At 67.9% G+C, this 24,510-nt stretch carries 16 protein-coding genes and 1 tRNA gene; 12 read left to right on the top strand and 5 right to left on the bottom strand.

Annotation, left to right across the window (positions count from 1 at the left end; translation table 11 throughout):
• Window positions 1-188 precede the first annotated feature (188 nt).
• From FHR20_RS16495 to FHR20_RS16465, 7 genes are all read left to right on the top strand, one after another.
• Window positions 189-1,649, top strand: coding sequence for an ArnT family glycosyltransferase (locus tag FHR20_RS16495; protein WP_167300719.1), 1,461 nt, complete (start codon window positions 189-191; stop codon window positions 1,647-1,649).
• Between the two features lie 87 nt (window positions 1,650-1,736).
• Complete coding sequence (locus FHR20_RS16490; RefSeq protein ID WP_167300718.1) at window positions 1,737-2,249, top strand: DUF2141 domain-containing protein; 513 nt, start codon at window positions 1,737-1,739, stop codon at window positions 2,247-2,249.
• 1 nt (window position 2,250) lies between these two features.
• Window positions 2,251-3,540 carry an LptF/LptG family permease gene (locus FHR20_RS16485; RefSeq protein ID WP_167300717.1) on the top strand — a complete coding sequence of 430 codons (1,290 nt, stop codon included), beginning with the start codon at window positions 2,251-2,253 and terminating at the stop codon, window positions 3,538-3,540.
• 175 nt (window positions 3,541-3,715) lie between these two features.
• On the top strand, window positions 3,716-4,630 hold the full coding sequence (gene kdgD / locus FHR20_RS16480; RefSeq protein WP_208413718.1) for a 5-dehydro-4-deoxyglucarate dehydratase: 915 nt from the start codon (window positions 3,716-3,718) through the stop codon (window positions 4,628-4,630).
• A gap of 33 nt (window positions 4,631-4,663) precedes the next feature.
• Entirely contained in the window at window positions 4,664-5,554 is an 891-nt protein-coding gene (locus FHR20_RS16475; protein WP_167300715.1) for a LysR family transcriptional regulator, read from the top strand.
• Window positions 5,551-7,098, top strand: coding sequence for a carboxylesterase/lipase family protein (locus tag FHR20_RS16470; protein ID WP_341786468.1), 1,548 nt, complete (start codon window positions 5,551-5,553; stop codon window positions 7,096-7,098). The genes FHR20_RS16475 and FHR20_RS16470 overlap by 4 nt, the downstream gene beginning before the upstream one ends.
• 143 nt (window positions 7,099-7,241) lie before the next feature.
• On the top strand, window positions 7,242-7,772 hold the full coding sequence (locus FHR20_RS16465; RefSeq protein WP_167300714.1) for a dihydrofolate reductase family protein: 531 nt from the start codon (window positions 7,242-7,244) through the stop codon (window positions 7,770-7,772).
• A 273-nt stretch (window positions 7,773-8,045) separates the two neighbouring features.
• On the opposite strand, the gene FHR20_RS16460 is transcribed toward FHR20_RS16465, so the two are convergent.
• Together FHR20_RS16460 and FHR20_RS16455 are read right to left on the bottom strand one after the other, a co-directional pair.
• The gene (locus FHR20_RS16460) at window positions 8,046-9,878 is read right to left on the bottom strand and encodes a DUF8034 domain-containing protein (protein WP_167300713.1); all 1,833 of its coding nucleotides are present in this window, start codon (window positions 9,876-9,878) and stop codon (window positions 8,046-8,048) included.
• Window positions 9,875-11,185, bottom strand: a complete 1,311-nt coding sequence (locus tag FHR20_RS16455; protein ID WP_167300712.1) for an MFS transporter — start codon at window positions 11,183-11,185, stop codon at window positions 9,875-9,877. Before FHR20_RS16455 ends, FHR20_RS16460 begins: the two co-directional genes overlap by 4 nt.
• Before the next feature lie 277 nt (window positions 11,186-11,462).
• Here FHR20_RS16455 and FHR20_RS16450 point away from each other — a divergent pair, with 277 nt between their 5' ends.
• Window positions 11,463-14,264 carry a TonB-dependent receptor gene (locus tag FHR20_RS16450; RefSeq protein ID WP_167300711.1) on the top strand — a complete coding sequence of 934 codons (2,802 nt, stop codon included), beginning with the start codon at window positions 11,463-11,465 and terminating at the stop codon, window positions 14,262-14,264.
• A 181-nt stretch (window positions 14,265-14,445) separates the two neighbouring features.
• Here FHR20_RS16450 and FHR20_RS16445 read toward each other — a convergent pair.
• Window positions 14,446-14,522 (bottom strand) — tRNA-Trp (locus FHR20_RS16445).
• Between the two features lie 211 nt (window positions 14,523-14,733).
• On the opposite strand from FHR20_RS16445, the gene FHR20_RS16440 reads away from it, so the two are divergent.
• From FHR20_RS16440 to FHR20_RS16425, 4 genes are all read left to right on the top strand, one after another.
• Window positions 14,734-15,279, top strand: coding sequence for an RNA polymerase sigma factor (locus tag FHR20_RS16440; protein ID WP_243857484.1), 546 nt, complete (start codon window positions 14,734-14,736; stop codon window positions 15,277-15,279).
• Window positions 15,276-16,310, top strand: a complete 1,035-nt coding sequence (locus FHR20_RS16435; protein ID WP_167300710.1) for a FecR domain-containing protein — start codon at window positions 15,276-15,278, stop codon at window positions 16,308-16,310. Before FHR20_RS16440 ends, FHR20_RS16435 begins: the two co-directional genes overlap by 4 nt.
• 135 nt (window positions 16,311-16,445) lie before the next feature.
• Entirely contained in the window at window positions 16,446-19,019 is a 2,574-nt protein-coding gene (locus FHR20_RS16430; RefSeq protein WP_167300709.1) for a TonB-dependent receptor, read from the top strand.
• A gap of 5 nt (window positions 19,020-19,024) precedes the next feature.
• Window positions 19,025-20,635: a M20/M25/M40 family metallo-hydrolase gene (locus FHR20_RS16425; RefSeq protein ID WP_167300708.1), complete on the top strand. Its 1,611-nt coding sequence runs from the start codon at window positions 19,025-19,027 to the stop codon at window positions 20,633-20,635.
• Between the two features lie 18 nt (window positions 20,636-20,653).
• On the opposite strand, the gene FHR20_RS16420 is transcribed toward FHR20_RS16425, so the two are convergent.
• A complete protein-coding gene (locus tag FHR20_RS16420; RefSeq protein ID WP_167300707.1) occupies window positions 20,654-23,017 on the bottom strand; it encodes a putative bifunctional diguanylate cyclase/phosphodiesterase in 2,364 nt (787 codons plus the stop codon).
• 99 nt (window positions 23,018-23,116) lie between these two features.
• On the bottom strand, window positions 23,117-24,481 hold the full coding sequence (locus FHR20_RS16415) for an 8'-apo-carotenoid 13,14-cleaving dioxygenase (RefSeq protein WP_208413689.1): 1,365 nt from the start codon (window positions 24,479-24,481) through the stop codon (window positions 23,117-23,119).
• Window positions 24,482-24,510 lie beyond the last annotated feature (29 nt).

Raw genomic sequence — 24,510 nt, 5'->3', positions numbered from 1 at the left:
CCCGGCAACTGGCGAGATCGAGCGCGGCGGCGGATTTCCCCGCTCGGCGCCGCATTCGCTCTCCCCGATACCGCCCTGACGACACCGCGAGAGGCGATCCCCACATGGCCTCCGGAAAATAGTTTCCATGACGGGGCAGGCCGAACCTCATAGGATCCGGCGGGGTCGAACCGGGAAAGGCCAGGGGGATGACGAGGGTGCAGGCGCGCCGGAACGCGGCGTGGTTCCTGATTCTGCTGATGTTCGCGGTGGCGGTGCGCTGGCGCGACTTCGGCAATCCGGCGATCCATGTCGACGAGCAATATTATCTGCTCGTCGGCGACCGGATGCTGCATGGGGCGCTGCCCTATCTCGACATATGGGACCGCAAGCCGGTCGGGCTGTTCCTCCTGTTCGCCGGCATGCGGCTGCTGCCCGGCGACGGCGTGCTTGCCTATCAGCTGGTCGCTACCCTGTGCGCGGCGTCGACCGGGCTGATCGTGGCGTTGGGTGCGCGGCGCCTGGGCGCGCGTCCGCTCGGCGCGTTGCTCGCCGCCTGTGCCTATGTGCTGTGGCTGTCCTTCCTGAGCGGGCGCGGCGGCCAGACGCCGGTCTATTACAATCTGCTGATGGCGGCGGGCGGGTATCTGGCCCTGTGCCTGCCCGAGCGGGCGCGGCGCCGGGAAATCGGTGCGATAATCGTCAGCGGTGCGGTCGCCTGCCTGCTCGCGGGCCTGGCCATCCAGATCAAATATACGCCGCTGGTGGAGGGGGCGTTCTTCGGGCTCGTCCATCTCTGGTATCTGCACCGGGCCGGCGCCCGGGTTGCCCTCACCGTCGGCGCCGCCATCCTGTGGGGCGCGCTCGGGATCGCGCCGACGCTGGCCGCGATCCTCTATTTCGAAGCGCTGGGCCCGGCGGCGTTCGACACGTTCTGGTTCTCCAATTTCGCTTCCATCGCCCTGCGCCGAGGCTATCCCGCCAGCAAGATCGCCGCGCGGCTGGCGGGAACGACGGCGCAGCTCTCGCCCTTCATCCTGGCTGCCATCCTCGCCCGCCGCTTCTCCGACCGGGGCGAGGCGCTGGCGGTCTGCCTCGCCTGGCTGGCCGCCGCGCTGATCGCCTTTGCGATGATCGGCGCGTTCTTCGATCATTATGCGTTGCCGCTGCTCGCGCCGCTGGCGATGATCGCCGGCCTTGCGCTGGGCGCGTCGCGGCTCGCGCAGGGCTTCATGGCAGTCGCCGCGCTCGCGCTGGCGGCCTTCCATCTATCGACCGAGCGCGACTATCGTGCGGGCATCTACGCGGCCGCGCGGGAGATCGAAGCGCATTCGCGTGCCGGCTGCCCCTATGTCTTCGCCGGGGATTCGGCGCTCTATGTCCTCGCGCACGCCTGTGTTCCCACGCGCTACGCCTTTCCCTCCACCCTGGCCTATGCCGCCGAGCAGGGCGCGACCGGAACCGACGAGGCGGCCGAGGTCCGGCGGATCATCGCGGGGCGGCCGCCCGTGATCGTCACGCTCGATGCGCCGCTCTCGCCCTGGAACGAGGACAGCAAGGCCGTGATCGATGCGGCATTGCGGCGCGACTATGCGCTCGCGCTGTCGCAGCCGCGCGAGGACGAGCGTCTCCTCGTCTATGTCCGCCGCGGCTTGCCGGCACGCCGATGAGGATTTTTCGCGGGCGGAAGTGAGAGTCGCTCCGCGCCGCGTCGTCTGACCCCCGAAGCATCATGGGGATGGCGGGGAATGCTCTGCATGCGGATTGGTATTGCCTTGGCGTTCGCCTGGGCCGCGATCGCCCTGGTGCCGGCGGCGAGCGCGCAGATCGGCGAGGATTCGGATTATTGCCGCAACGGCCGCGGACCGGCCATCCAGGTCAATGTCCAGGGCCTGAAGGATCGCAGCGGCGAGCTTTGGCTCGAGCTCTATCCGGCGAACAACACCGATTATCTGCGGGACGACACGGATCTGGTCGCCGAGGGGAAGGTTTTCCGCCGCACCCGCTCGCGGCTGCCCGCCGCGGGCGATGTGGCGATCTGCGTGCGTGTCCCGCAGCCGGGCACCTATGCGGTGCTGCTCCGGCACAACCGGGTCGGGCGCGACAAATTCTCCTTCTGGAGCGACGGTGCCGGCATACCCGCGAACCGGGCATTGGTGCGCAGCAAGCCGTCCGTCGAGCAGGCCAGGGTGGTCGCCGGCTCCGGGATCACGACCGTGAACGTTCAGATGCAATATCTGCGCGGTTTCGGCTTCTCGCCCCGTAGCTGAAGTGGTCGGCGGCATCTTCGATCGATATTGGGGCGCGAAGATCGCGGTCCGGTTCGCCGTGATCGTTGCGATCATCCCGGCGATCCTCGCCCTGGAAAACCTGCGCCGCCTGCTCGCGGAAGTGGAGAAGAGCAGCGACGCGATGGCGCTGCTGGTCCGGTTCAGCATCGCGCAGGTCCCCGAGCATCTGAACGCCGCGGTCCCCGTTGCGCTGATGCTGGCCTCCGCGATGGCGGTGCGGCAGATGATCCTGCGTGGCGAGTGGCAGATCGCCGCGGCCGCGGGCATGAGCCGGCTGCGCATCATGGCGGTTCCGCTCGCCTTCGCCGTGCTCGTCGCCGGCGCCCAGTTCGCGATCGGGTTCGCGCTGCGGCCCGCCGGCGAGCGGGCGCTCGATGGCATCTACCACGAGCTACAGGCCGGGGAGCACGGCTTGCCCCTGCCGGTCGGCCAGCCGATCGAGCTCGATGCGTCGACCACGATCTTCATCGGCGGAACCGGGAGAGGCGGCGAACGCCATCTCGAGGACGTCGTCGTTCGCCGCGGCGAGGACAGTTTCAGCGCGCCGCGCGCCGATATCGGTTTCTCGCCGGGCGGCGGCGTGCGATTGCGGCTTCGCCATGGCGTCGGCGTGATCGGTGCGGGGGCAGGCCAGGTCCGTGCGGTTCGTTTCGATCGGATGGACTTTTCCGGCCAGCCGCCCGCGACCGGCATGGCCGACAACGATGCGATGCACCGGTTCGATCTGCTTTCGGGCCCAGGCCTGCTGGAGAAGGCGCGCAACGGAACGCCCGCGGAGCGCCAATATGCGCTGACCGCGCTGGTGATGCGGGTGGACAGCGTGTTGTTCTGCCTGCTCATTCCCTGGTTCGCGGTTCCGCTGGGCAAACCGCCCCGGCGCAAGGAGAGCGCGGTCGGAATCCTCGTTTCGATCGTGCTGGTCGTGCTGCATCTGAAGCTGGCGGCATGGATCGAAGCCAATTTCGCCGCGCATATCCTTTTGGCCGAGGCGCTGAGCCTGGGCCTGTGGGTGGCGGCCGCCGCCGGGCTGATCCACCTCGAGCAGACCAGGGGCGAGGGAATCGTGGATGCGCTCATCGAGCGGGCGGCGGCACCGCTGCGGCGCCTGCGTCGCGCGCGATGGGGCCGCCGCGCGACTTCCCCCGTCGTCGTTGCGGAAGTCGTTCCCTTCTCCGTCAATGCCCGCCGTTCAGCCGCCCGCAGCAGCTTCGCGCCCGATCTGGAACTTGCCGCTTCGGACACGCCGGCTCCCAGGGTCGCCGCGCGGTGAAGTGACGCCGGGCCGGCGCCGCCTGCGATGGATCGAGCCAAGTCTTGCATCGATCCATCGCGGCTTTGGTTTGGACGGCATGTCGCGGACCCAATAGCTAGCGATCGAACCAAGACCCCCTCGGACGATGGGCGGCGACTAGGAGACGATCGTGACGAGCTGGAATCCGGTTGAAATGGCGCGCAGCCTTGGCGGGGGCCTCCTGTCCTTTCCGGTCACGCATTTCGATGCCGACGGCGCCTTTGCCGAGCATGCCTATCGCGAGCATTGCGCATGGATGCTGTCGCACGAGCTGTCGGGCCTGTTCGCTGCGGGTGGCACCGGCGAGTTCTTCTCGCTCACTCCGGCCGAAGTGGTTACCGTTGTCGCCGCGGCGGTGGCCGAGGCGGCGGGCAAGCTGCCCGTGATTTCGGGCTGCGGCTACGGCACCGCCATCGCCACCGAGATCGCCCGCGGCGCGGAAGGGGCGGGCGCGGACGGCCTGTTGCTGCTGCCGCCCTATCTGGTGGGATCGAGCCAGGAAGGGCTGGCCGCGCATATCGAGGCGGTGTGCCGTTCCACCGGCCTGGGCGTGATCGTCTACAATCGCGACAATGCGGTGGTGAACGACGATACGCTCGCCCGGCTGTGCGAGCGCAATCCCAACCTGGTCGGCTTCAAGGACGGGGTTGGCGATATCGAGCTGATGACGCGCATCTTCGCGCGGATGGGCGATCGGCTCACTTATGTCGGCGGTCTCCCGACGGCCGAGACCTTCGCGACGCCCTATCTCACCATGGGCGTGACCACCTATTCCTCGGCGATCTTCAACTTCATGCCGGAATGGGCGCTGGACTTCTATCGCGCCGTTCGCGCCGGCCGGCAGGACGAGGTGATTGCGCGGCTCAAGGCCTTCGTGCTGCCCTATATCGCGCTGCGCAACCGCGGCCGCGGCTATGCGGTGTCGATCGTCAAGGCGGGCATGCGCGTGGTCGGGCGCGATGCCGGGCCGGTGCGGACGCCGCTCACCGACCTCACTGCCGCCGAGCATGACGCCCTGCGCGCGCTGGTGGAGGGCGCCTCCGCCGCGTCCGCCGCCCACGCGGCGTGACAGGGCGCACGGAGGTGCGATAGACCCGGGAGCATGTTCGAGCTCAGCCAGCTCCGCTGCTTCGTCGCCGCGGCCGAGGAACTCCATTTCGGCCGAGCCGCACAGCGCCTGAACATGACCCAGTCGCCGCTCAGCCGGCAGATCCAGCTGCTCGAGCGCATTCTGGGCGTCATGCTGCTCGAGCGCACCAGTCGCCAGGTGAGCCTGACGCCCGCTGGCCAGGTCTTCCTGATCGAGGCGCGGCGCATCGTGCGGCTCGCCGAAAGCGCCTCGCTGTCGGCGCGGCGAGTCGCGCAGGGCGATGCCGGCAAGGTCGCGATCGGCTTTACCGCCGTCTCCGGCTATGGACTGGTCCCGCATATCGTCGCCAATGCGCGCGCGAGCCTGCCCAACATCGATCTCGATCTCCACGAGATGGTGAGCGGCGACCAGGTCGATGCGCTGCTCACCGGCCTGATCGATATCGGTTTCGTCCGCCCGCCGGTCGACAGGCACGAGTTCGACACGCTGTGCGTGCTGCGCGAGCCGCTGGTGGTGGCGCTGCCGCCCGGCGATCCGCGCCAGTCCCGTCCCACCTTCGAACTGGCCGATTTCGATAACGAGCCGCTGATCATGTATGCGCGGCAGGGCGCGGGCTATTTCCACGACATGCTGGTGCGGCTTTTCGACGATGCCGGCGTCTCGCCGCTCCATGTGCAGCACGTCACGCAGATCCATTCGATGCTCGGCCTCGTCCATGCCGGCCTTGCCGCCGCGCTGGTGCCGCAATCGGCATCGGGCCTGCATCTGATGGACGTGCAGTTCCGCGCGCTGCGCACCGATCCGGAAAACCCCGTCGAACTCCACATGGCGTGGCGCCGCGACAACGCCAATCCGGCGCTCGAGCCGATGCGGCAGCTCTGCGCGCAGACGGCGGGCGCGTGATCGACCGGCGCGCAGTGATCGGCGGCGCGATGCTGCTCCCCGCCGGCGCGGCGCTGGCCAAGGCGCCCGCCGATCCGGTCGCGACCACCCGCCATGGCCGGGTGCGGGGCGTGAACGAACAGGGCGTGCTCGTCTTCAGGGGCGTCCGCTACGGCGCGGATACCCGCACTCGCCGTTTCCGCCGCGCGCTCCCGCCGCAGCCCTGGCGGGGCATCGCCGACGCCACGCGCCATGGCCGAGCCGCGCCGCAGACCAGGGTGGACGAGCCGGCCGGCGAGGACTGCCTGTTCCTCAACATCTGGACCCCGGCGCTCGACGCCGGGAAGCGCCCGGTGATGGTCTATCTCCACGGGGGCGCCCACGCGCATGGCTCGGGTTCCGACCCGCTCTATGACGGCAGCCGCCTCGTCCGCCGCGGCGATGTGGTGGTGGTGACGCTCAACCACCGGCTGGCGGCGCTCGGCTATGCCTATCTCGCCCAGCTCGGCGGCCCGGCGGAATCGGGCAATGTCGGCAATCTCGACATCGTGCTGGCGCTGCGATGGGTGCGGGACAATATCGCCGGCTTTGGCGGCGACCCCTCTCGCGTGACGATCTTCGGCCAGTCGGGCGGCGGCGCCAAGGTGGTGACCCTGATGGCGATGCCCGAGGCGCGCCCGCTCTTTCACCGCGCCGCGACGATGAGCGGCCAGCACGTCACTGCCGCGGGCCCGATGCATGCCACGGCCCGCGCCAGGGCCTGGATGGCCAGGGCCGGGGCGGCCGATGTCGCCGCGCTCGATGCACTGCCCGTCGAGCGGCTGGTCGAGGCGATGGGGATGACGGATCCGCTGGAGGGGAAGGGCGAGATCAGCTTCGTCTCGACGCTCGATCACGGCGCGCTTCCGCGCCATCCCTTCGTTCCGGATGCTCCGCGCGAGGCGGCGCATATCCCGCTGATCGTCGGCAACACCCATGACGAGACCGGCTTCTGGATCGGCGACATCCTCAAGCGCGGCGACACGACATGGGACAATCTGGCCGGGCGGATCGCGGCGCAGGTTACCAAGGACGTCGCGCCCGATTGGGTGGTGAAGCGCTACCGCGAGATCTATCCGGAAAGGACGCCCGGCCAGATCCTGCTGGCGGCAAGCACGGCGGGCCGCTCCTGGCCCGGCCATCTGATCCAGGCGGAGGAACGCGCGCGGATCGGGGCGCCCACCTGGATGTATCAGCTCGATTTCCCCGCGCCCGAGGCAGGGGGCATCCTCGGCGCCTTCCACACGCTCGATATCCCGCTGGTGTTCGACAACACCGGCGCGCAGGGCGCCCGCACGGGGGACGGTCCCGAGGCGCGGCGGCTGGCCGGGCGGATGGCGGACGCCTTCATCGCCTTTGCCCGCACCGGCGATCCGAACTGCGCGAGCGTGCCCGCCTGGCCGCGTTTCGATCTCGATCGGCGTGCGACGATGCTTTTCGACACCGATACGCGCGTGGTAGCGGACCCGCGGCGGGAGGAGCGCCTGCTCTGGTCGGTCGCGCCCTATATCAAGCCGGGCGGCTGAGCTGCGGCCGGGCCCCGGTTGCGATGTCGTTCGATAGGTTTGACTGCCCCAGCCAATTGCGCCGAGACTGGGCCCCGGCCTTCGCCGGGGAACGGAAGAGCCAAGGGTCGATACTTGTGGCTTCCATCGGGAGGAGATCGCACATGGCCAGCCTTGTCTATGCGTTGAACCAGTCGCTCGACGGCTATGTCGATCACTTGGCGTTCGCGCCCGATCCCGTGCTCTTCCGGCATTTCATCGACGATGTGCGGAGCCTGGCCGGCAGCATCTATGGGCGGCGCATGTACGAAGTGATGCGCTATTGGGACGACGAGCATCCGGAATGGGATGCTCCCCGGCGCGACTATGCCGCGGCCTGGCGGAGCATGCCGAAATGGGTGGCGTCGCGCACCCTGGAGTCCGTCGGCCCCAATGCCACGCTTCTCGGAGAGGATCTCGAAGCGGCGGTGCGCGAATTGAAGGCGCGGCATGAAGGCGTGATCGAAGTCTCCGGCCCGGAGCTGGCGCACAGCCTCACCCGGCTCGGCCTGGTCGACGAATATCGGATGTACCTGCACCCCGGCGTGCTGGGCGGGGGCAAGCCCTATTTCGCCGGTCCCCGGCCGCCGCTGCGGCTGGTGGCGAGCGAGCGCATCGGCGAGCAGGTGATCAGGCTGACATACGTGCCGGCCTAGGGTCCGTACTCGATATCGGCAATGGCCGTGACGGAGCGGATTTTGGCGCACAGGTAGGAGGGAGGAGGGAGCGATGCCAAAGCATCGTGACCGACAAGCGACGCCGCTGTGCGCCAAAATCCGCCCGCCCCGAAGGGGTCGCCCTGGGAAGGCTCCTGGACTTCGTCGGATCGCTTGCGCGTAGCGCCGCTACGCGACTGCGCGACCCTCCTCGCCAGCAGCCTTCCCAGGGCGATCACGACCGTTGCCGATATCGAGTACGGACCCCAGCGCTCAGCGGCTCCACGGAAACGCCAGCGTCGGCCGGTTGGCGAAGCGCCGCATCGCCAGCTTGAGCCGCGCGCCGCAGCCCGGTTCCAGCCGCAGCGCGAAGTCCGGCCGGCCGATCCGGGTTTCGATGCCGTCAAGCGTCACGCTCTCGATCCGGTGCTCGGCCCAGGCGCCGCCCTGCACGACCATGGTGCGGGGCGCCTCGCCGAGATTGACCAGCGTGACCTCCGCCGAGGCATCGCCCAGCGCATGGACCAGTGCGGCGACATCCTGGGGCACGCCGGCGCGGCGCTTCTCCACGTCGAAATAGCGCAGCCGGCAATGGAGCGGCACGCCGCCCTGGTTGGGCGAGGTGGGCGACCAGGGCGGGCGGGCGACGTGCAGTCCGCCGGTCATCAGCTGGATCAGGCTGGTGACGCTCGCCGGCGTGATGTCCAGCGGCCAGTCGGCGAGCCGCGTGCCGGGCGTGGTCGGGTCGTCGGCCTGGGCCTTTTCCCGTGCGGCGATCCTGTCGAGATCCGCCTGCATCGCCGTGGTCGGATAGCCGGGGTTCCGGCCCTCGAGGAACGATATCCAGGGATGCTCGCCCGCCGCCGCGCGATCCTTCGGGTCCTGCGTGAAGTACCAGATCTCGAAGCCGTTGCTGCGATAGGGGCCGGGCTTCCAGCCATACCAGCCCTGGGCGCCATACATGGTCGGCGCCTCGAACTTGCCGTCACGCTGGCGGCCCGCCTCGTTGATTCGCATGTTCTGGCGGCGCCACAATTCGACATAGGAAAGGTCGCCGGTCAGCACCGTGCCGTTGAAGAAGGCGGTGATCGCGCGCGGTACGCGGTTGCGGTCCTCGCGCTTGCCGGTCTGCGGCACGATCGGCGAGAAGCCCCAGCCATAGACGCCGTGCCACCACCGGGCGCCCACGCTGCCGTCCAGCCCAATATGACTAGGCAAAATATCGTTGTTCGCCCTGGCTCGTTCCACCCAGGCGTCGAGATAGTCGAGCGCCCAGCGGCGATAGCGCTCGCCACCGCCGAGCGCATAGGCGTTGAGGCCGAGAGTGGTCGCCTGCAGATTGAGCGGATTGTCGCCGATCACGTCGCCATATTCGTTATAATGGTCGAGCGTCTGCTGATAGGTCGTCTCGCCATGCTCCATGTGGAAGCGCTCGCCCGCCTCGAACGGGTCGCCGGCCCAGTCGAGCGGAGTCGCCCTTCGCAGCATCGGGCCGCGGCTGCCGTTCATCACGCTGCGGATGATCCGGCGCTCGGGATCGTAATTCTGCACCGTGGGGTCGCGGCCGGTATAGAAATCGGCATAGCGCATCGTGCGCGCCAGCAGCCTGGGATCGCGAGGGATCGAGAGTCCCATCACGTTGAAGCTCGTCAGCCCCTCGCTGTTGTGCTGCCAGTCCATCTGGACCGGGAATTCCCGATGATACATGCCCTGCCGCGCGATCGGCACGTCCATCGTCCGGGCGGCGGCGTATTGCTTGAGATGCCCTTCCCAGAAACGCTGGGCCAGGGTCAGGATCCTGTCCGATCCGCCGAGCGCGTGCAGCACCAGCCAGTCGTTGGTCGCCTCGGCCGCGTCGTCGGGGCCGTCATTGGCGCCCCAGCGCGCGAAGACCTTCAACCAGCCACGCGCATCGACATATTTGGCGTAGAAGGCCTCGCAGGCAGCGGCGTTGCGGGCGAGCAGCCGGCGCTGCATCACCGCCCAGTCGGGCGCTGCCATCCGGGTCTTCGCGATCAGCCGGACCGGAGCGGCATGCGCGGCAGCGGGCAGGGCAACCGCACTGGCGGCGCTTGCGATCAGGAACTGGCGGCGGTCGACGGTCATTCGGCGATCTCCACCCGGCGGATCGGGCCGGCGATGACGAGGAAGGCGAAGATCGTCAGCAGGCAATGCGCGCCGACAAAGACCAGTGCGAGGTCGAAGGAACCGGTGCCGGCGACGATATAGCCCACCACGATCGGCGTGACGATGCCGGCGATGTTGCCGAACATGTTGAACACGCCGCCCGAAAGGCCGGCGAGCTTCTTCGGCGCAACGTCCGCCATCACCGCCCAGCCGAGCGAGGCGACGCCCTTGCCGAAAAAGGCGACGGACATCAGCGTGACGACCAGCCACTCCTCCTTCACCCACACACAGGCGATGATCGCCGTGGCGAGCAGCATGCCGATGGTGAGCGGCGCCTTGCGCGCCCAGTCGAGCGAGCCGGTGCGCCTCAGGATGCGATCGGAGACATAGCCGCCCGCCAGCCCGCCGACAAAGCCGAACAGGGCGGGGGCCGCGGCGGCGAAGCCCGCCTGCATGATGTTCAGCCCGCGCTCCTTCACCAGGTAGATCGGGAACCAGGTGACGAAGAAATAGGTGAGCACGTTGATGCAATATTGGCCCAGATAGATGCCCAGCATCATCCGGTTGGCGATCAGCTTGCCGATATTGGCCCAATCGAACGCGGCCGAGCTGCCGGCCTGCTCCTCCATGTGGATCAGCCCGCCGCCGGCCTCGATATGGCCGAGTTCCGCCCGGTTGATCGCGGGGTGCCTGGCCGGGCTGTGGATGAAGCGGAGAAAGGCGAGGGTGGCGAGCAGGCCCAGCCCGCCCATCGTCCAGAACACCGATCGCCAGCCGAAACTGTGCGCCAGCCAGCCCATCAGCGGCACGAAGGCGACGATCGAGAAATATTGCGCCGAGTTGAAGATCGCCGAGGCGGTGCCGCGTTCCGCGGCGGGGAACCAGGCGGCGACGAGCCGGGCATTGCCCGGGAAGGACGGCGCCTCGGCCAGGCCGACCAGGAAGCGCAGCGCGAACAGCATCGCAGTGGCGGAAAGGATCGGCACCAGTCCCGCAAGGCCCTGGCTGGCGGTGAAGATCGACCAGAGCGCGATCGCGGCGGCATAGACGCGCTTGGTACCGAACCTGTCGAGCAGCAGCCCGCCCGGGATCTGCGAGAGCGCATAGGCCCAGGCGAAGGCCGAGAGGATATAGCCGGTCTGCACGGGGGTGAGCCCCAACTCGCCCGCCGCCGCATTGCCTGCGATCGAGAAGGTTGCGCGATCGGCATAGTTCACGCTGGTGATCAGGAAGATCAGTGCGATGATCGCATGGCGCACGCGCGTGGGCCGGCTGCCCTCGGTCAAGTCTCTCTCCTTCGCGCTGCGCGCCTGTTGCCTGCGCGTTGACGGCTTTGCAGGCCTACCGGGCAGCGGGGAGCGGGTCCAAGCCAAAAACGGGAACGATCCAGTCCCGACTTGGCTTGATCATGGCCATCTTGCTTCGAGACCGTGCGGATCAGTGCAAGAAGCGCATCGATCCATGTTCGATTGAGGTTGGCCTGTCGCGCGCCTTCACGGCTAACCAGCCTGCAATCAAATCCGCTCGCCAAAGAAGCGGAATCTCATGGGGAGACTGAAGGCGATGTCCCGCACCCGAATCCTGAAATCCGTCCTCGCTTTGTCTGGCGCGGCCGCCGTCCTCGCGGCTGCCGACGCGCGTGCGCAGGATGCCGCCGGCGATTCGGCCGCGGCGTCGGTGCCCGTCCAGGACGAAGGCGCGGGCAACGAGATCGTGGTGAAGGGATTTCGCGCCAGCCTCAACAGCGCACTCAACCTGAAGCGCAGCGAGACCGCGACGATCGACGCGATCAAGGCCGAGGACATCGCGGAATTCCCCGATCTCAACCTCGCGGAATCGCTCCAGCGCATCCCGGGCGTCGCCATCAGCCGCGTCAACGGCGAGGGCCGCAACATTTCCATCCGCGGCCTGGGCCCGGAATATAGCCGCGTACGCATCAACGGCATGGAAGCGATCGGCACCACCGGCGGCACCGACAATTCGGGCGGCGTGAACCGTGGCCGCGGTTTCGACTTCAACATCTTCTCGTCGGACCTGTTCAACAGCCTGGCCGTGCGCAAGACGGCCACTGCAGACGTGGAGGAGGGCTCGCTCGGCGGCACGGTCGATCTCCAGACCGCACGTCCGTTCGACTATCGCAAGCCGACCGCGGTGATCCAGGCGGCGGCGAGCTACAACGATCTTGCCCGCAAGGCCAAGCCCCGCGTCTCGACGCTGCTTACCACCAGCACCGCGGATGGGCGCTTCGGCGTGCTGCTCTCGGTCGCCTATGAGGAGCGCGCCCTGGTCGAGGAGGGTGCGAACATCACCCGCTGGACCTATGGCGGGTTCAACGGCGGGTTCAACGCCGCCTCGACGATCGCGGGGAAGACGATAGCCCAGATCAACGACACCAACCCCGCCACCGCGCTCTATCACCCGCGCATCCCGGGCCTGGTGAGCTATGCGATCGAGCAGAAGCGCCTGGGCGCGGCGCTGGGCGTGCAGTTCCAGCCGACCCAGAAGACGCTGATCTCGATCGACGGCCTCTATTCGCGGCTCGACGGCACCCGCCAGGAAGCGCAGTTCCAGGCGATCAGCTTCAGCCGCTCGGGCACCGGCAAGCCGCAGACGATCATCCGCTCGGGCACGGTCGACGCCAATCGCAACATCATCAGCGGCACGTTCGACAATGTCGATCTGCGCACCCAGTCGCGCTACGACAAGCTGGTCACCGACTTCTACCAGCTCACCGGCACGCTCGACCAGAAGATCGGCGAGTCGCTGAAGTTCGGCGCGGTGGTGGGCTATTCGAGCTCGCAGTTCCGCAACCCGATCCAGACCACGGTGACGATCGACGCCGCGAACACCAACGGCTTCTACTATGATTTCTCGACGCGCTTCCCCACGATCCGGCCGGGCGTCGATGTCACCAGCCCCGCGACTTTCGCCTTCACCAACGGCACTTCGGAAGTCCGCATCCGGCCGCAGACCGTCGACAACAGCTTCACCAACGCCAAGGGCTTCCTAGAATGGACGGCCTCGCCCGAGCTGAAGCTCAAGGCGGGCGTCGACTGGCGCCGGTTCGACTATGGCTCCACCGAGCAGCGCCGCCTGCAGGGCGAGACGGTGGTGACCACGCTTACCGCGGCGCAGCTCGCCCCGCTGACCACGGTCTTCTCGGGCTTCGGCCGCGGGTTGAACGTTCCCGCGGGCACGCCCACTTCCTGGGTGGTGCCGGATCTCGCGGCGTTCCAGGCCTATCTCAATACCTACACCAACCCGACCTATGCCATCGGCGGGGTGGAGAACGCCACCGCGCGCGGCTCGTTCGTCACCGTGCGCGAGGAGGATCTGGGCGCCTGGGGCATGGCGGAGTTCAACTTCGCCAATGCCGGCATCCCGATCCGCGGCGACGCCGGCCTTCGCTATGTGAAGACCGACCAGTTCTCCACCGGCTATGCCAGCCAGGGCAGCACGGTGAACCTGGTGGGCGCGGACCGCAGCTATGCGAACTGGCTGCCGTCCGCCAATCTCGTCGTCGATGTGCGCGACAATCTGATGGTGCGCTTCGCCGCCGCCAAGACGATCGCCCGCGCCGGCATCGGCTCGCTGACCCCGGGCGGCAACCTCAACGTCTCGGGCGGCAACCGCACTTTCAGCTCGGGCAACCCGGACCTGAAGCCGACCAAGTCGACCAATCTCGACGCCTCGATCGAATGGTATCCGACGCGCGGCGCGATCTATGCCGTCTCGGTGTTCCAGAAGGACATCGGCACCTTCGTCCAGACGCTGAGTACCACGGTGCCCTTCAGCGACCTGGGCCTGCCCGCCTCGCTGCTCGACGGCACTACCGCGAGCCCCACCGACGCCTTCATCGTCAGCCAGCCGGTCAACTCGAAGGGCGGCCTGCTGCGCGGCTTCGAGGTCAATGTGCAGCAGCCTTTCAGCTTCCTGCCGGGCTTCCTCAGCAACTTCGGCGTGCTGGCGAACTACACCTATGTCAGCTCGGACATCGAATATCTGACTTCGGCCAACGGCTCGACCACGGTGAAGGCGCCGCTGCTCGGCCTGTCCAAGCATGCCGCCAACGGCACGCTCTATTTCGAGACCAGGAAATTCTCGATCCGCGGTTCGGTTGCCTATCGCTCCAAATATCTGACCGCGGTGCCGGGCACGGAAGGCAATTCGTACAACGGCACCAACGCGACGACCAACATCGATGCGCAGGTCTCGTACAACATCACCGACAAGTTCAAGGTCAGCCTGGAGATGATCAACCTCACCGACGAACTGAACGACCAGTTCGTCGACGCGACCAATCGTCTCAACGTGCTCACGCATAGCGGCCGTCAGTTCGTCCTGGGTGCGCGGCTGGCCTTCTGACGCTTCCGGGCCAGCTTCCCTCCGCTTCCCGGATCGGGGTCAGCCAATTCGCCTGGCTGGCCCCTTTTTTGTGAGAACGGCCGGCATCCGATCGGTGCCCGGAGCGGGCGGCCGGCATCCGGGGCTTCGAGCGCTTTCCGCACATCGCCGGGATGAAGAACATCGCATGGCGGATCGGAAGTGGCAGGGGCGCTCGGATTCGAACCGAGGGCCTTCGGTTTTGGAGACCGACGCTCTAACCAGCTGAGCTACGCCCCTGTGCGGAGAGCGCGTGTAGCGCGGCGGATCGGCCTGAGCAAGCGTGCTGTTCGATTTGACTTAATACTCTGTAATATATGGAAGAATTCTATATCTACCCTGTCATCGCCGCGTCGGTGCGAGCGCGGGGAGGGCGCTGCTCGCGCTTGATGACGGCGCCGGGACGTCGCCAGGCGGATGGTCGCCGCGATTTCCCGTTTCGGATTCCGCAATGCCGCGCGTTATGCTGTCGGAGGGTGTGAAGCCGTTGAACAAGGCCGTGCGACAGGAGCTGACGGAGAACGACCGGCGTTTGCGCCGGGCGCTGGTCGCGTTCTTTGCCCGGCGCGTACAAACCCTGCCCGAAGCCGAGGACCTGACTCAGGACGTCTTCTTCCGCATCATACGCGATCCGAAGCGCGAAGCGCCGATGGCGGATGCCTATGTCTTCCGGATCGCGGCAAACCTGCTGCGCGACAAGGGGCGGCGCGAGCGCGTGCGCACCAGCTATCGGGAAGCCCGGGCAATCGAGGACTTTCTGGGCATCGATCCGCTCGATCCCCATCGCGTTGCCGAAGGGCGGGAGAATCTCGATCTCGTCGCGCGCACGATCGCCGAGCTGCCCGAGAAGACACGAAGGATTTTCACGCTGTATCGCATCGAGCATATCGACAAGCGCACGATCGCGGAGAGCTTTGGCCTGTCGGTTCGCATGGTCGAGATTCATGTCCAGCGCGCCCTGGAGGCGCTGGCTACCTCCATGGAGGCGTTCCGGTGAGCGGCGGCGATCTCGAAGCGGCCCGCGAACAGGCGGCGGCGTGGTTGATGCGGTTCCACGAAGGGCCGATCGACCTGGAGGAGGAACTCGAGCTCGAATTGTGGCTCGAGGCGCATCCGGCCAATCGCGCGGCGCTTGCGAGCGTGGAGCGGGCGTGGCGAATGGCGGGCGCGGCTGCGGAAGCCCCCGAACTGGTCGCGGCCCGCGCGGATGCGCTGAAGGCGCTGAGCCAGGCCGATCGGCAATCGCCGCGCGGCTGGAGGCCGGAACTGCGCCACGCGCTGGGGGCGCTCGCTGCCTGCCTTCTGCTGATCGTTGCCACGTTTCATTTCTATCCGCGGGGTGAAACCTTCCGGACCGGCATCGGCGAGCGCCGCATGGTCATGCTGGACGATGGATCGCGGCTCTCCCTCGATGCGGCGAGCGCCGTCGAAGTGCGCTATGACGGCGAGCGCCGTGCGCTGCGCCTGCTGGCCGGGCGGGCGCGGTTCGAAGTCGCCAAGGACCCGCGGCGGCCCTTCACGGTTACGGCCGGCGATCGGATGGTGGTGGCGACGGGAACCGCGTTCAGCGTCGAACTGTTCCGGGCCGAGATGCGAGTGGTGCTCTACCAGGGCTCGGTCTCGGTGCTCGAGGATGGGCCTGCCGATCAGGCGCCGCGGCACGTCGTGCTGCAGGGCGATGGCCGGACGCCGGCGGATCGGATGCTCGCCCCAAGCACCGCGCTGATCGTGCCGACCGGCGCTTCGGCGGCGGCGCGGCTCGAGACGGTGGACACGGCACGCAGTTCTGCCTGGGAGCAGGGACAGCTCGTCTTCTCGGACGAGCCGCTGGGAGTCGCGGTGGAGCGGGTCAACCGCTATTCCGGCGCCAGCCTCGCGATCGAGGACCCTGTCACCGCCGCGCTGCCGGTAAGCGGAACGTTCAATGCCGGCGATACCGAGGCCTTCATCGACGGTGTCGTCACGCTCTACGGATTGCGGAAGCTTCGTCGCGGCGAAACCGTGATCCTGCGCGCTCCCGGGCGCTAGCGCCGTTCCCCCGGAAGGGAGGGGCGGGACAGTCCGGGGCGCGGGCATTTCGCGATATCGCGCCTCGTGCGTCTTTCTTCCCGGAAGCTCCCGGCGAACGAGGAGCGATACAGGGGAACAGAGATGAGGGGATCGATGGCGTTGCTTCGCATGGGGGCTGCAGTGACGGTGGCCGCGAGCTGCCTTTCACCGGCATCGGCACAGGCACAGGCCAGCTATCTGCTCGACATTCCCGCACAGGACATGGAGGCCGCCCTCAAGACCGTGGCAGGCGTGACGCACGAGCAGATCGTGTTCCGTGGCGAAGTGGTGCGCGGCAAACGCAGCAATGCGCTGCGCGGCTCCTATACGGCCGATGCGGCGATCGCGGCGCTGATCCGCGGATCGGGGCTGAGCGTTTCCCGCAGCGCGCGCGGCGTATTCATCGTCGTCGCTGCGACGGCAAGCACCGCCGCCGCGCAGGATGCCGACCCGGGTCTCGAAAAGGCGGTGATGGCCGAGCAGGAGATCGTCGTCACCGGCACCCATATCGCCGGGGCGCCCGTCGCCTCGCCGGTCCTCCGGATCGACCAGCGCGGGATGCGCGAGGCCGGGCAGCGCGACCTGGGCGAAGTGATCCGCAACATCCCCAGCAACTATAGTGGCGGGCAGAATCCGGGTGCGCGGTTTCAGGCCGGCACGACCGCCAACACCAATGCGTCCGGCTCCTCCGCGCTGAACCTGCGCGGCCTCGGCCCGGATGCGACGCTCACCCTGCTGAACGGCCGCCGGCTTCCCTATGACGGAACCGCCCAGGCGGTCGACGTCTCGGCGATTCCGCTCGATGCGGTGGCGGAGCTCCAGGTCATGCCCGACGGCGCTTCCGCGCTCTATGGATCGGATGCGGTCGGCGGGGTCGCCAACATCATCCTGCGGCGCGACTTCGAGGGCGTGAGCACATCCCTTCGCTTCGGCACGTCCACCGATGGCGGCGGGTTCCTGCAGGAATATGGCGCAGTCGGCGGCGGCCGCTGGGGCAGCGGCGGCGCACTGGTCGCCCTGCAATATGACCGGCAGAACGCAGTGCGATCGGACCAGCGCGACTATACCCGCTACGTCGTCGGCCCCAACACGCTGCTCGATGCGCACAAGCATTTCAGCGGACTGGTCACCGCGCACCAGGACATCACCGATCGCCTGACCTTCAGCATCGATGGCCTGTACAGCTGGCGCCACAGCGACGGCGCCGAATATTCGACCGTCGCCTTCGCCGCGACGACGCGGTTCAGCAACGAGAATTATGCGATCTCGCCGACGCTGGCCTGGCGCCTGTCCGGTGATTGGAAGGCCTCGCTCAGCGCGTCGTACGGCGCCAATAAGACGCGCCGTTTCGACGACTATATCGACAAGGTGACCGGCTACAACGACGGCGGCAGCAGCATCTACGACAATTACGCCTATGGCGGCGAGCTGGACCTGGATGGCCGGCTGTTCGCGATTCCCGGGGGCGATGTGCGGCTGGCGGTGGGCGGCGGCTATCGCTTCAACCATCTGCGGGTCTATTCCGCCACTTCCGCCGTGCCGACGGGCGATGGGCGGGGGAATTTCTATGGTTTCGGCGAGCTTTCGGTGCCGCTGGTCTCCGCCGCCAATGCTTCGCCCTTTCTGTACCAGCTGACCCTTTCGGCCGCCCTGCGCCACGAGGAATATGATCGCTTCGACGGCGTCACCACGCCCAAGCTCGGCCTGGTCTATGCGCCGGCGCCGGATCTCGATCTCAAGCTTTCCTGGGGCCGTTCGTTCAAGGCGCCGACGCTGCGCAACGAATTCCAGGTGTTCAGGGTCGGGCTCCAGTCCGCCCTCTTCTACGGCGGCAATTATCCCGCGGGCTCGACGGTGCTGCTCACTTCGGGCGGCAATCGCGATCTGAAGCCGGAGCGGGCGCGCACCCTGTCGACGACGCTCGACCTGCATCCCCGGGCGGTGCCGGGCCTGAAGCTGTCGGCGACCTATTTCGACATCGACTATACCGATCGGGTGGTCCAGCCGGTGAGCAACGCCACGCTGAAGGTGCTCGACAATCCGGCGCTGCAGGAATTCATCGACTATGCGCCGACCCCGGCCCAGCAGGCAGCGGTGATCGCGCGCGACAGCAGGGGCCTCGGCAACTACACCGGCAAGCCCTATGATCCGGCGAAAGTGGTGGCGGTCATCCGCAACCAGCTCGTCAATGCCGCGCGCCAGCGGATCAAGGGCGTCGACCTGGTCGGCAGCTATCGGATTCCGATCGCGACCGGCGACGTGACGCTCTCGGGCCAGGCGAGCTGGCTGCGCAGCAACCAGCGCAACAGCACGAGCGCGCCGCTCACCCAGCTCGCCGGCACCAACTTCAATCCCCCGCGGTTCCGCGCCCGCGGCGGCGCGACCGGGCATTTCGGCGCGTTCACCGGCACGCTGTTCGCCAACTATGCCGGGGGGATCACCGACCTGAACGTGGCACCGCCGGTGCCGAGGGAAGGGATGACCACGCTCGACCTGTCGCTGATGTGGAAGGCGCCGGCGGCCCATGGGCCGCTGAAGGGCTTCGAGTTCGGGCTGTACGTGAACAATCTGACCAACGCGCGGCCGCCCTATCTGGCGCCGTTCGACGACACCACGGTCAATTATGATTCGACCAACTATTCGCCGCTGGGTCGCTTCGTCAGCGTCTCGCTGCGCAAGGCATGGTGAGCGACATGAAGAACCGATCGAACCGTCTTCTCCCGCGCGGCGGCGCGGCGCTGCTCGCGCTGGCGCTCGGCGTGGCGCCGCTCGTGGTCCGCGGCCAGGCCGTGGACCTCGACATGACCGATCGCATCGTCGACGAGGGCCAGCGGCATGGCGAAGTGATGGAGATCGCGCGCTATCTGAGCGACGAGATCGGCAGCCGGCTCACCAATTCGCCCGGCGCGCGCAAGGCCGAGGCCTGGACCCAGGAGAAGTTCCGCGGCTGGGGCCTCGCCAATGTGCACAAGCAGGGGTTCCCCTTCGGGCGCGGCTGGTGGATGGAGCGCTCGAGCGTGCGGATGATCGCGCCCCGGCCGCTCGCGCTCACCGCCATCCCGATCAGCTGGACGCCGGGCACGAACGGAGTGATCACTGCTCCGATCGTCTTCGCGCCGATGACGAGCAAGGCGGATTTCGCGCAGTGGAAGGGCAAGCTGGCGGGCAGGATCGTCCTGGTCTCGAGCATCGACGACATCCACACCCCGCCGGCCGCCTCGCGCCTGTCGGCGGACGAATTCGCCAGGCTGGCCGTGTACGAGCCGCCGAAATTCTCGTCCGACGGCAAGGCCTATCTGGAGAAATCCTATTTCTTCCCGCGCCAGATGGAGGACTTCCTGAAGGCGGAGGGGGCGCTCGCCTATGCTCGGGTGACCAAGCGCGACGGCAAGCTGGTGATGGGCGACGGCTATCGCTTCGCGCCGGGCGACGAGGCGCCCTTGCCCGCGGTGGAGATCGCCGCGGAGGACTATCGCCGCCTCGTCCGCCTCGCCGATGCGGGGCAGGCGCCGACGCTCGCGATCGAGAGCGTGGTCCATTATGACGACAGCGATCCCCAGGCCTACAACATCTTTGCCGAGATCCCCGGCAGCGATCCCAAGGCAGCCTATGTGATGGCCGGGGCGCATCTCGACAGTTCGGCGGCGGCGGACGGCGCGGCGGACAATGGCGCGGGCATGGCGATGGTAATGGAGGCCGCGCGCATCCTCTCGAAGATGCCGCGCCCGCGCCGCACCATCCGCTTCGCGCTGTGGGGGGCGGAGGAGCAGGGGATGATCGGCAGCTCGGCCTTTGTCGAGGAACGGCTCGCGCAGCGCGTGCCGCCGGCCGAGCCCAAGGTGGGCGCGAACGGCCGCTTCTGGCTCCACTCGACCAGCTGGCCGATCGTCAAGCGGCCGACCTGGGGCGAGCTGTCGGTCTATTTCAATCTCGACAACGGCTCGGGCAAGATCCGCGGCGTCTATGCCTATCGCAACCTGGCGGCGGTGCCGATCTTCCAGGCCTGGCTTGCGCCCTTCGCATCGATGGGCGCCACCACGGTCGCCGCGTCGGACAATACCGGGCCGGACAATGAATATATGCAGATGGTCGGGGTGCCGGGCTTCCAGTTCATCCAGGACTGGAACGACTATGGCCGGATGCACCATACTTCGATGGACACGTTCGACCATCTCGACGCCGACGACATGCGCCAGGCCTCGATCATCCTGGCGAGCTTCCTGTGGAACGCAGCGAATGCGGACAAGCCCTTCCCGCGGCGCCCGCTGCCGACCGAGCCCAGCCGGACCGGGCCGGCGAAGTGACCTGCCGGCGCCGCCGTCTCAGGCGGCGGCGCTGGCGCCGCCCCGCGGGCGGGTGGCGAGCGCGCGGGCTTCCTGCACGGGGAGCGGGCGGCCGAAATAATAGCCCTGCACCTTGGTGCAGCCGAGCTGCTGCACCATCCGGTGCTCCTCTTCGGTCTCCACGCCCTCGGCCGTGGTCGCCATGCCCAGGCTGTCGGCCAGCGCCACGACTGCGCGGATGATGGCGATCGCTTCCTTGGTGCCCTTGGATGCGCCCTGGACGAAGCTGCGGTCGATCTTGATCGAGCTGAACCGGGTATGGGCCAGATAGCCGAGCGAGGAATAGCCCGTGCCGAAATCGTCGAGGCTCAGGCGCACGCCCAGCTCGAGCACTTTTTCCAGCACGTGGATCGCCTGGGTCCCTTCGCGCATGAACACGCTCTCGGTCACTTCCAGCTCGAGCCGCTCGGGCGGCAGACCGGACTGGGCGAGCGCCTGCGCCACCATGGTGGCGAAGCTCGGCGAGTGGAGCTGTTCGGGACTGACGTTCACTGCCACGCGCACATCGGCATCCCAGCGCGCGGCTTCCTTGCATGCGGTACGCAGCACCCATTCGCCGATCGCGGGGATCAGCCGGGCATCCTCGGCCAGGGGCACGAACTTGGCGGGCGAGACCACGCCGAACTCGGGATGGGTCCAGCGCAGCAGCGCCTCGAAGCCGGCCAGCGAGCCGGTGTCCGCCAGCACCACCGGCTGGTAGTTGAGGTGCATCTCGCCATTCTCGACGGCGCTGCGCAGCGCGATCTCGAGCACGCGGCGCTCCTCGGCAGCCATGTGCAGCTGCGGCTCGTAGCAATGGAAGGCGCCGCCGCCGGTATCCTTGGAGCGATAGAGCGCCAGGTCGGCCGAGCGGATCAGCATCTCGGCGGTGCGCCCGTCGCGCGGCCCCACGGCCAGGCCGACCGAGGCGCCGATGAACAGCGTGTTCTGGTCGATCTCATAGGGGCGCGAGACCGTGTCGATGATCGCCTGGGCCAGCCGCTCGATGCCCGCCGTGTCGGTCGCGTCGCGCACCACCACGGCGAACTCGTCGCCACCCAGCCGGCCGACCATCTCGTTCTCGCTCATCAACTGCTTCAGCCGCTCGGAGACGCGCATCAGCAGCCGGTCGCCCACCGGATGGCCCAGCGTGTCGTTCACGGCCTTGAAGCGGTCGAGGTCGATCATCATGAACGCGCAGCGCGAGCCCCATTTCTCGGCCTCGGCCATGGCGCGGGCCAGCGTCTCGTTGAGCAGCAGGCGGTTGGGCAGGCCGGTGAGCGTGTCGAAGCGCGCCATCTTGCTGATCTGGTCGGCCGAGGCGCGCGCCTCGGTCACGTCCGAGCCGACGCCGCGGAAGCCGATGAAGGTGCCGCCCTCGTCATAGCGCGGGCTGGCGGACATCTCCCACCAGCGTTCCTCGCCATTGACGAAGACCGGCAGCAGCAGGTCGTGGAACGGGTCGCGCGTCTTCAGCTTCTCGGCCAGGTCGCGCAGGCCGGCGGCGAAATTGCCGTCTTCCCAGGTCGGCCCCGCGAGCACCTGGAGAAAGGGCATGCCGTTGATCGCCTTGGGATCGACGCCCAGCGACTTGGAGAAGCGCGGATTGGCGCGGGCGACGCGGCGTTGCGCATCGATTTCCCACAGCCAGTCCGCCTCGCCCTCGCGTTCGTTCTCGCGCAGGAGCAGGCTCAGCGTCTCGTCGCGTTCGGCGATCGCCATCTCGCCGGCACGGATCACGACGAGCGCCTTGCCGCGCGCGAAGGTGGCCATGACGAGCAGCACGGTGAACAGCGCAGAGGCGGCGGCGAGCATCGGCGAGGCGATCAGCGACAGCGTAACCACCAGCGCGGTGCCCACGATCGAGACGAAGGTGATGGTTGCGAGCGGCAGCGCGGCCATGGCGACGGCGCTGGCGGTCATCAGCAGCGACACGACGATCCACAGGCCGAGCGCGGCGCTGGCATCCACCAGATGGCCGAAGGCGAGGGGCGGGATCGACCAGACCGCGCCCAGCGCAACGCCGTCGAGCACGGTGTCGCGCACGTCGCCGAGCGTGGCGGTGACGGCGGTGCGATGGCGCCTGGCGAGGCGCCGGAAGGCGACCGCGGTGCCGGCCGCGGCGACGATCGCGCCCCAGCTCGCCAGCTGCCACAGCGGCACCAGCGGGGCGAGGATCATCGTGACGAGCGAGGCGCCGATCACATTGGCCGCGAGCATGAACAGGGCCAGCTGGCTGCCGGCATGGAGCTGGGCGGCGCGGATCGGCCCCCAGTCGGTGGTGTCCGCCGGGTCGTACAGGCCCAGAAGCGCACGCGCATCGATGCGCGGCCGGGCGAATTGCGAGGTCGTCTGGCTGTTCACCCGGAAGGTGTAGACCGGCGCTGGTTAGCGAGTGGTTAGGCTGGGAAGGGAAAAGGCGAATATAGCTCCCCTCCCTTGCGGGGGAGGGGAGCGCGTTCCTCAATCCGCGATCCAGTTGCCGTGGAAGCCGGGCGGCACCCGGTGCGGCAGGCGGATGCGAGCCACCGGCGCGCCCGCGAAGTCGTGCGCGTCGAGGATCACCAGGTCGGTCGTTTCGTTCGGCAGGTCGACCACCAGGCCGACCAGCCATCCCTCGTCCTCGGCCGAATCGGGCGCGGCGGGGATGAAGACGAACTCGCCCGGGTGCTGGTCCGGGCCGAAGTCGTGGACCTGGCGGGTGCCGTCCGCCAGGTCGTGCTTGTAGAGCCGCGTCCCGGCGATCGCGAAGCCGTTGTCGGGCAGCGCCATCGTATAGGCATAGCGATAGGGCCGGCCGAAGCGCCGCTCGTCGGGGCGGGGGAATTCCTGCGGCGCGGAATCGAGGATGCGCCGCTCGGCAGTGCGCGTCGCGGGATCGAGCACGAACCGCTCGAGCCCGCGCGGGCTCTGGTCGGGACCGCCCGGCGCGCCGGCGAACATCGTGTCATAGGTCACTGCGTCGAGCACCACCCGGCCGTCGGGCAGGTCATAGGCGTTGGCGGTATGGAAGATGTAGCAGGGGTCGATCTCGATCCAGATGATATCCTCGCCCCGCCCGTCGCGGGCGAGCAGGCCGATCCGGGCGCGATGCTCGGGGTTCCAGCGATAGGGGAAGCGGGTCCCTTGCATCGCTTCCGCCAGCGAGAAGGTCACGGGCAGGTCCATCACCACCGCGTAGCGCGCGGTGAAGGCGCAATCATGGATCGAGGGGCCGTGCTCTACCGCGATCGGCTCCTCGCGCACTACGCTGCCCTTGGCCGAGATCACGACATGGTGCACGGTATCGGGCACCATGGCGGCATAGGTGATCGCATGCTGCTCGCCGGTCAGCGGATCGCGGTGGGGATGGGCGGTGAAGGTGCCCGCCAGCGTGCCGCCGAAATCGGAATAGGCCTGGCGCTCCATGTCGCGCGACAGGGTGACCGGCGTACTGCCGGCCTCGACCAGCGCCAGGATTTCGCCGGCGATCTCGACGACATTGGTGTTCACCGTGTCGAAGCGGCCATGGCGCGGCCCGGGGGCAGGAGGCTCGCCCAACGCCGCGGCGGCCGGAGTCGAACGGATCCAGCGGTTGCGATACCATTGCGCCTTCCCGTCCCGGATCGCGAGGCCATGGACCATGCCGTCGCCGACGAACCAGTGATAGCCCCTGGGGTCCGGGTTCACCGGATTGGGGCCGATGCGCATATACTGGCCGTTCAGCGCCGGCGGGATCGTGCCGGTGACGGGAAGCTCGGTAAGGGTCAGCTCCGCGCGCATCGGCGCGTGGATGCCGGTGAGGAAGGGGTGATCGGTCGCTTGGTCCAGTTCGATCGCGCTTGCCATTGTCGCCTCCGGGACTATGTTGACGCTGT

The sequence above is a fragment of the Sphingomonas leidyi genome (assembly GCF_011761945.1).
GTDB lineage: Bacteria > Pseudomonadota > Alphaproteobacteria > Sphingomonadales > Sphingomonadaceae > Sphingomonas > Sphingomonas leidyi.
This window is presented reverse-complemented; position numbering and strand designations above follow the sequence as displayed.